A 6,722-nucleotide genomic window follows, 5' to 3' on the forward strand; every position below is an offset into this window, starting at 1 on the left:
GGCAAGCCTCGCTCCTACAGAATCGTGGGAAATCACCAACGTGTGATCGACCCAAAACCTGTAGGAGCGAGGCTTGCCCGCGAAGCTTTTCAGATCCAGGCAACAGCCAACAACCCGGCCCCCAACACCACACACAGCGGCGAATAAGCCCAGGTATCGAGTCGGGCAAACTTCGAATCCTTGACCTGCTTGAAAAACCCGATCAGATTCGAATCGCCGATTGCCCGGGCAAACATCAGCATCGCAATGGCGCTGATTACCCATTGCAGCGACCAGTGATGCACCGTCGGCAAATACAGGCCGACCCGCAGGCATACCAGCATCGCGATCAACAGCAATCCCACCGCGACCAGCAACGTGGCAAACCCCGACGGCTTGAAGGCCGGCCTGGATTCCCCTCCCCCCTCTGGCGATATTCGCGGGACCGCCGCCTCGCTACCTAACTTGCCACCTGCCGCCCAGTACAGGTGGATCAGGCTGATCAACAGGAAGATGGCAGCCATCCATTGCGCGATCAATAGGCTCATGTTCAGACATCCAGCGTGAAATGTCGCAGCAGGATGAACTTCATTGAACGATTTTGTAAGGGTATTCGTCATCGACGATGATAAAGTGCCGCTCCATGAAACTCGCCCGAACTGATCGCACATTGATGGCATGGATGCTTTATTGCTGCGTCCTGTTCAATGTGTTCGCCTGCAGTATCGGTCACGGGCAAATGGTCGGGATGCAGCTCAACGGCATCGGCGGCCCGTTCTGTTCGGTTGATCCGGCGACTCAGGCGCCAGTTTCCTCGAACTCCTCGGACGACAACCTGCCGACCCTGTCCAAAGCCTTTGGTTGCCCGCTGTGTTCCACCGGCGGCATGGGCCCGGCGCTCAACTCCAGCCTGACCCTGGCGATACTCCCGGAGCAGCACAGCCCGCCTCTGGCTGTCATCTCCAACGCTGACCTCCCCGCCCGTTTCACCTGGCCCTCGGCCAATCCTCGCGCTCCCCCTGTCGCCTGATTTTCTTCGCCTTTCCCGATCAGCCCACTGCGCCAACGCGTGGCGTTCGCTCGTGCGCTGTTTCTTAGCCAGGAATTCAGGATTCATCGATGAAACATGCTTCTTTGTTAGTAAGCCCTTTGCTGGCCAGCCTGTGCGGCTGCCTGTCTGTTAACGCTTGGGCGCAATCCACCGTCGACCTCGCACCGATTACCATTGATGGCGAAGCGACGACCGAGCCAGGGCTGAGCCTCGATCAGTCCAGCGGCATGGCCTCGCGTCTGGGCCTGAGCGTGCGGGAAACCCCGGCATCAGTCGCCATCGCCAACCGCCACGACATCGAGCGCCACGGCGCGCAAAACTTCCAGGACGCCGCCAACACCTTGCCGGGTGTCAACGCCAGCGCACCGCCGGGTTTCGGCGGGTTCGTTTCCTACCGCGGTTTCACCAGCGGTCAGATCACACAGATGTTCAATGGCATCAACGTCTCTGGCGGCCTCGCCCGGCCAGTGGATGCATGGATATACGATCGGGTCGAACTGGTGGGTGGCCCGTCGTCGCTGATCAATGGCGCCGGCTCCGTGGGTGGCTCATTGAACTACGTGACCAAACTTGCGACCCGCGAAGAGCAAGCGGTCGAAGGTCGTGTCAGTTACGGGACTTATGACACGACCGAGACCGCGTTCGGCCTTAACCACGCACTCAGCGAGGCCGGGGATGATGTGCAGCACTACGCGCGGCTCGACGTCAGCCACAACACCGGCAATGGCTACATCGACCGCCAGGAGCGCGATGCCTGGAGTGTCGCGTTTTCGCTGCTCAGCGACCTGACGCCCAACCTGTCCCACACCCTCGCGCTGGAATATCAGGACGAACACGAAGACAGTCCTTACTGGGGCACTCCCGTGCTCAATCCCAAGGCGGGCGAGCTGAAAATCGACAAACACAATCGTTTCAACAATTACAACGTTGAAGACGGGCGTTACGAGCAGCGCACGATCTGGGCTCGCTCGATCATCGACTACCGGATCACCGACAGCACCACCCTGCGCAACACGCTTTACCACCTCGACAGCCAGCGCGATTACCGCAACCTGGAAACCTATCAGTACAACGCCGACAACAGCGCGGTGAATCGCTCCACGGCGTATCAGGTCCGGCATCAGGGCGAACAGAACGGCAACCAGTTCGAACTGCGCCACGACAACACGCTATTGGGCCTGGAGACCACCTGGTCTGGCGGTTTCGAGTACAAGGTCAACCAGACCACCAACTCGCCGTTGAACGTCAAAGGCGCAAGCACCGTTGACCCGAATAACTTCCAGCCGGGGCACTTCTACGACATTCCCGGCACCCGACCGGGATTTGTCAGCGACAAGACCAACGAGGTCACCACCAAAGCCCTGTTCGCCGAAAACCGCCTGGCGTTGACCGACAAACTGGCGTTGCTGACCGGCCTGCGTTACGACGATATCGACCTGGACGTGACCAATCACCGGCAAGTGACCGCCAGCAATCCCCGCCATTTGAAACGCAGCTGGGAGCCGGTGACGGGAAGGCTCGGCCTGACCTACCAGTTCATTCCCTCCGCCAACGTCTACGTGCAATACAGCACCGCTGCCGAACAACCCAACGGCACGCAGGATTTCGACGTGTCCACCGGCAAGCAATGGGAAGTCGGCAGCAAGTTCGATTATCTGGACGGGCGCGGTTCGGCAACGGTGGCGGCGTACACGATTGAGCGCACGGATTTCGCAGTGACCGATCCGCTGGACCCGACCCTCAGCATTCCAGTGGGTCAGCAGACGTCGAAGGGGATTGAATTGGCCAGTTCGTTGCAAATCACCGACAAGCTGTTGGCCGAGGGCAACTTCGCGTGGGTTGACGCACAGTACGACGCGTTCACCGAGAAAAATGCGGCGGGCGTGGTGGTATCACGCAAGGGCAACACGCCGACCAATGTGCCGGACCGGGTCGGCAATGTGTGGCTGACCTATGACTTCGCACCGCAGTGGCAAGGGGGCGTCGATGCGCGCTATGTGGCCGCAGTGTTTGCCGACAGCGCCAACACCATGACGGTGCCGTCGTACACGCTCTACGGCACGTTTCTCCGTTACGAGGTCGACCGCCATACCACCGTCACCGGCCGAGTGCGAAATCTGACCAACGAGGTGTATGCCGAGTTTGCGCATGTATCGCCGGCGTATTACCTCGGAACACCGCGTACGTTTGAGCTTGCGGTGCAAACGCGTTTTTAACCCTGCACATCTCTTGTGGCGAGGGAGCTTGCTCCCGTTCGGCTACGTAGCAGTCGTCCTCAGGATGATGCCTAAACCTGAAGTTAAGAGTTGGCAGGATTTAGGGCTGCTTCGCAGCCCAGCGGGAGCAAGCTCCCTCGCCACAATAGTCACTGGAGACTGGCGGAGACTTTATCCGCCACATCCTTCGGCACCCATGCCTGCCAGACATCAGGATGCGCCTTCATGAACGCCTCCGCCGCTTGCCGTGGCGGGGTGTGTTTTTCGCTCATTTGGGCCAGTGCCTTGTTCAAGGGGTCGATCGGAAAATCGACCTTGCTGAAGAAATCGGCAATCTGCGGGTACTGCTTTTGAAAAGGTGTGGACACGCCAATCGACAGCTTCGAGGCCAGCGAGCGAGTCGGTTTTGGATTAGGGTTATCAGCGTCCGTCAGGGTTTTCCAGGCTTCGGCATCAAAGGGCGGTTCCTCCAGCTGAATCAGCTTGAAGCGCCCAAGCAACGGCGTCGGTGACCAGTAATAAAACAGCACAGGCTTGCCACGACGGATAGACGAACTGATCTCTGCATCCAGCGCTGCACCGGAACCGCTGCGGAAATTCACATAGCTGTCGTTCAGGCCATAAGCCGTGAGTTTCTGTTTGTTCACCACTTCCGATGTCCAGCCAATCGGGCTGTTGAGGAAGCGTCCCTTGCCCGGGCTTTCCGGATCGCTGAACACATCCTTGTACTTGGGCAGGTCGCTGACACTGCGCAGATCTGGAGCCAGTGGCTTGATGCCCTTGGCCGGGTCGCCCTTGATCACATATTCCGGCACCCACCAGCCTTCAGTGGCACCCTTGACCGTGTCGCCCAGGCTCACGACCTTGCCCTCGGCTTCAGCCTTGACCCAGACCGGGCTGCGACCGGCCCACTCCTCGCCAATGACCTGAATGTCATTGTTGGCCAAGGCGGTTTCCAGGGTAATGGTGGTCCCGGGCAAGGTGTCGGTCGGCAGGCCGTAGCCCTTCTCGACGATGATCCGCAGGATGTCGGTGATCAGGCTGCCACTTTCCCAGTTCAGGTCGGCAAAATGGATCGGCGCCTGGGCAGCGGATACCGGAATGGGTGAACTCAAGACACCCAATGCGGCCAGTGCACTAACCAACAACCGTCGAAATCCTTTCATGCTTTTGCACCTCGTGCTGTTCACAGCAAATAGCAGGATGGCCTGACAGAAGACCGCAAGCCTCTGAATACTCAGTCAACTGACTGTAGTAGAGGTTCCTGCTTTCGAGAGGGGCGATTCAATTTTCGGAAGTTTCCTGCAAGCGTGCCAGCTCTCTTCTGACCATGCTGGCGTAAGCCGCCGGGCGCAGCGTGTAAATCTGTGACGCCACCCACGTCAGCCAGCCTCCCTGCAGAACAGCCTTGTGCTCGAACAGCCGTCGGGCTTCGAGGTGCGCACTGGCCTGGTTCTGTTCGTGGAAGTCGGCGCGGGTCAGGGTCATTACTCGCTGGCCTTGAACGTGATCAGTTCGCCTTTGCGCCACTTGGCGGCTTTGGCGGTCACGGCTTTGAGGGTTTTGGTCAGGCCTTCCTGCAACTGCTGGTGCGCGGCGAAGACCATCACCACGCTATGGCCTTCCTTGAACACAATCGCGTGACCCTCTGCGGTGGTGACAAAGGCGTAATCGCCCAGCCCGTAAACCGTCAGTTTGATTTCACGGAACTTGATGTCGAGCTTGCCGCCTTCACGACTGGGCAGAACCGAAGCGCTGAAATGATCGCCGACCTTGAGCTTCAGCCCTGGCTTGTCGTCGACCACCAGCGCCTCTTCGGTGTCGATCTCGGCAATGTAAATGCCTTCAGCGTTCTGTTCGGTGATGTAAACGAAACGTGACTGAAACTGTTTAACCAGCTTTGCGCGCAAATCACCCAGCACGAACAAAGCATGCATATCGAGATTACTTACTGCCAAGGAAACATCCCCACATCTGAAAATGATGCCGCACGCAGAAAAAGCGCACAGCAGAAAAAAGCGGCCATGCCGAAGTGTTGCCGTAAGACCCGGGTTGAAATCCTGAGCCGAGCAGAGCGCTCATGCCTCGCGAGGTCAGTGAGATTACTGGAATATCACTCGCGCCGTCCTCTGTGAAAGTCGTCAGATGTTGAAGGAAAAAGCCCTTCTCACAGCCAGAGGAAACCGGATTACCAACTTTAGGGAAAAAACTCTTTAAAAAAAGCACTTTTCCGACATATCGCAAATAAAAAATTGCTTTAGATGAACACCGTTCGCTAACCAGTGCGGGTGATTCTAGAGCAGCGATGCTCACCGAGACTACCCAAAACGATGTACACACGTCGGTAAAACAATGAAAAGGACTTCACATGTGCACCATGACTCACTTCGCTTCCCCCCAGACAACGCGCGCAAACAATTACGCCCCGTTGCACCCGGCGGTGTTCCAGCCGCATGAATCGCAGCCTGAAAGCCTGCTGCTGCCACGCTTTCAGGTAGTGCTGGCCGGTAATGCCTTCTTCCATATCAAGGAAATTTCTACGGGTCGTGTAAGAGGTTTCCGTGGCTGCCATAACGAAGCCTGCGCACTTGCCCGCTCACTTGAGTCTCGCATCTGACGCGTTCGCCTGCCTTCATGCCTATAGACGTTTCGTCATGCCGGCGACTTAACTCAGCCGCCGGCAGGCAACTACTGCCATACTGCCCGACCAATGAAATTCGTCCCCAGGACGGACGGCATTCAACACAACAATATATTTCCAAGGGAAGGCAGCTACGTGACGGAATTTGATATCGGTGAATTTTTTATCCGGGGCGAAGCCAGAGAGGTCGAAGGCGAATTCCAGGCAGTCATTGTCATGCGTGCCAAACCACCGTTGACCACGGTGACGTATCACCAAGTCGAGAAGGATCGCTGGTTCAAGACCTCGGACGTCGCTGCCATCGCCGCCAAAGAAGCTGCCCAGGCTCTGAAAACGGCTGTCGATGAAGGTGCATTGAAAGCCTGATCGTCGAATTTGCCGTCTATGCTCTCTCCTGCTTCCCCACATCGCAATCGAACTCCTGAAGCGCGGCCCGCTCAGATGCCATGAAGCCGCACCTCAGATCGCGACCCGCAAGGAGATGAAGATGGATTCACCTATACACGACTTGAAAGGTTTGTTCGACCAGCTCGGTCTGGACTCCAGTCAGAAAGCCATCGATGAATTCATCGCCAGCCATTCACCTTTGGCCGACGACAAGAAACTCATCGATGCGGAGTTCTGGACGCCGCAACAAGCCGGCTTCCTCAAAGAACAATTGCGTGAAGACGCCGATTGGGCGCGGGTGGTCGACGACCTGAACCTGCGCATGCATCAGATTCACTAGCCCGCCTGTCTTCCGTCAGCGATAAACCTGTGGCGAGGGAGCTTGCTCCCGTTGGACTGCGCCGCAGGCCCATCTTGGGGCCGCTATGCAGCCCAGCGGGAGCAAGCT

The 6,722-nt window shown here is 57.7% G+C and carries 10 protein-coding genes; 5 read left to right on the top strand and 5 right to left on the bottom strand.

The genetic code is table 11. The features are described 5' to 3' along the window. Positions 1 to 89 precede the first annotated feature (89 nt). Complete coding sequence (locus tag QMX98_RS30910; RefSeq protein WP_010459658.1) at positions 90 to 527, bottom strand: DUF3995 domain-containing protein; 438 nt, start codon at positions 525 to 527, stop codon at positions 90 to 92. A gap of 95 nt (positions 528 to 622) precedes the next feature. Between QMX98_RS30910 and QMX98_RS30915 the strand changes: the two genes are divergently transcribed. After that, positions 623 to 1,009: a DUF2946 domain-containing protein gene (locus QMX98_RS30915; RefSeq protein WP_282411889.1), complete on the top strand. Its 387-nt coding sequence runs from the start codon at positions 623 to 625 to the stop codon at positions 1,007 to 1,009. 89 nt (positions 1,010 to 1,098) lie between these two features. Continuing rightward, on the top strand, positions 1,099 to 3,246 hold the full coding sequence (locus QMX98_RS30920) for a TonB-dependent receptor (RefSeq protein WP_282411890.1): 2,148 nt from the start codon (positions 1,099 to 1,101) through the stop codon (positions 3,244 to 3,246). A 149-nt stretch (positions 3,247 to 3,395) separates the two neighbouring features. Here QMX98_RS30920 and QMX98_RS30925 read toward each other — a convergent pair whose 3' ends face one another. The 4 genes from QMX98_RS30925 to QMX98_RS30940 form a co-directional block, all read right to left on the bottom strand. Continuing rightward, positions 3,396 to 4,412 (bottom strand): ABC transporter substrate-binding protein, encoded by a 1,017-nt coding sequence (locus QMX98_RS30925; RefSeq protein WP_282411891.1) that lies wholly within the window; start codon positions 4,410 to 4,412, stop codon positions 3,396 to 3,398. A gap of 118 nt (positions 4,413 to 4,530) precedes the next feature. Continuing rightward, positions 4,531 to 4,734: a hypothetical protein gene (locus QMX98_RS30930; protein ID WP_010459649.1), complete on the bottom strand. Its 204-nt coding sequence runs from the start codon at positions 4,732 to 4,734 to the stop codon at positions 4,531 to 4,533. After that, on the bottom strand, positions 4,734 to 5,204 hold the full coding sequence (locus tag QMX98_RS30935) for a hypothetical protein (RefSeq protein WP_042932119.1): 471 nt from the start codon (positions 5,202 to 5,204) through the stop codon (positions 4,734 to 4,736). Before QMX98_RS30935 ends, QMX98_RS30930 begins: the two co-directional genes overlap by 1 nt. Then, positions 5,191 to 5,559: a hypothetical protein gene (locus QMX98_RS30940; protein WP_146012942.1), complete on the bottom strand. Its 369-nt coding sequence runs from the start codon at positions 5,557 to 5,559 to the stop codon at positions 5,191 to 5,193. The genes QMX98_RS30935 and QMX98_RS30940 overlap by 14 nt, the downstream gene beginning before the upstream one ends. 55 nt (positions 5,560 to 5,614) lie before the next feature. On the opposite strand from QMX98_RS30940, the gene QMX98_RS30945 reads away from it, so the two are divergent. The 3 genes from QMX98_RS30945 to QMX98_RS30955 all read left to right on the top strand — a co-directional run bounded on the left by QMX98_RS30945 (position 5,615) and on the right by QMX98_RS30955 (position 6,614). Further along, positions 5,615 to 5,863, top strand: coding sequence for a hypothetical protein (locus tag QMX98_RS30945; RefSeq protein WP_282411892.1), 249 nt, complete (start codon positions 5,615 to 5,617; stop codon positions 5,861 to 5,863). A gap of 159 nt (positions 5,864 to 6,022) precedes the next feature. After that, on the top strand, positions 6,023 to 6,253 hold the full coding sequence (locus tag QMX98_RS30950; protein WP_010459643.1) for a hypothetical protein: 231 nt from the start codon (positions 6,023 to 6,025) through the stop codon (positions 6,251 to 6,253). A 121-nt stretch (positions 6,254 to 6,374) separates the two neighbouring features. After that, positions 6,375 to 6,614: a DUF2789 domain-containing protein gene (locus QMX98_RS30955; RefSeq protein WP_010459641.1), complete on the top strand. Its 240-nt coding sequence runs from the start codon at positions 6,375 to 6,377 to the stop codon at positions 6,612 to 6,614. Positions 6,615 to 6,722 lie beyond the last annotated feature (108 nt).

The organism is Pseudomonas sp. PS02303 (assembly GCF_029959925.1).
Taxonomy (GTDB): domain Bacteria; phylum Pseudomonadota; class Gammaproteobacteria; order Pseudomonadales; family Pseudomonadaceae; genus Aquipseudomonas; species Aquipseudomonas mandelii.

Bases quoted from the DNA above. Each gene is read 5' to 3' on its own strand.
- QMX98_RS30955 (WP_010459641.1), top strand. From the start codon at position 6,375: ATGGATTCACCTATACACGACTTGAAAGGTTTGTTCGACCAGCTCGGT.
- QMX98_RS30920 (WP_282411890.1), top strand. From the start codon at position 1,099: ATGAAACATGCTTCTTTGTTAGTAAGCCCTTTGCTGGCCAGCCTGTGC.
- QMX98_RS30925 (WP_282411891.1), bottom strand. From the start codon at position 4,412: ATGAAAGGATTTCGACGGTTGTTGGTTAGTGCACTGGCCGCATTGGGT.
- QMX98_RS30915 (WP_282411889.1), top strand. From the start codon at position 623: ATGAAACTCGCCCGAACTGATCGCACATTGATGGCATGGATGCTTTAT.
- QMX98_RS30930 (WP_010459649.1), bottom strand. From the start codon at position 4,734: ATGACCCTGACCCGCGCCGACTTCCACGAACAGAACCAGGCCAGTGCG.
- QMX98_RS30910 (WP_010459658.1), bottom strand. From the start codon at position 527: ATGAGCCTATTGATCGCGCAATGGATGGCTGCCATCTTCCTGTTGATC.
- QMX98_RS30945 (WP_282411892.1), top strand. From the start codon at position 5,615: ATGTGCACCATGACTCACTTCGCTTCCCCCCAGACAACGCGCGCAAAC.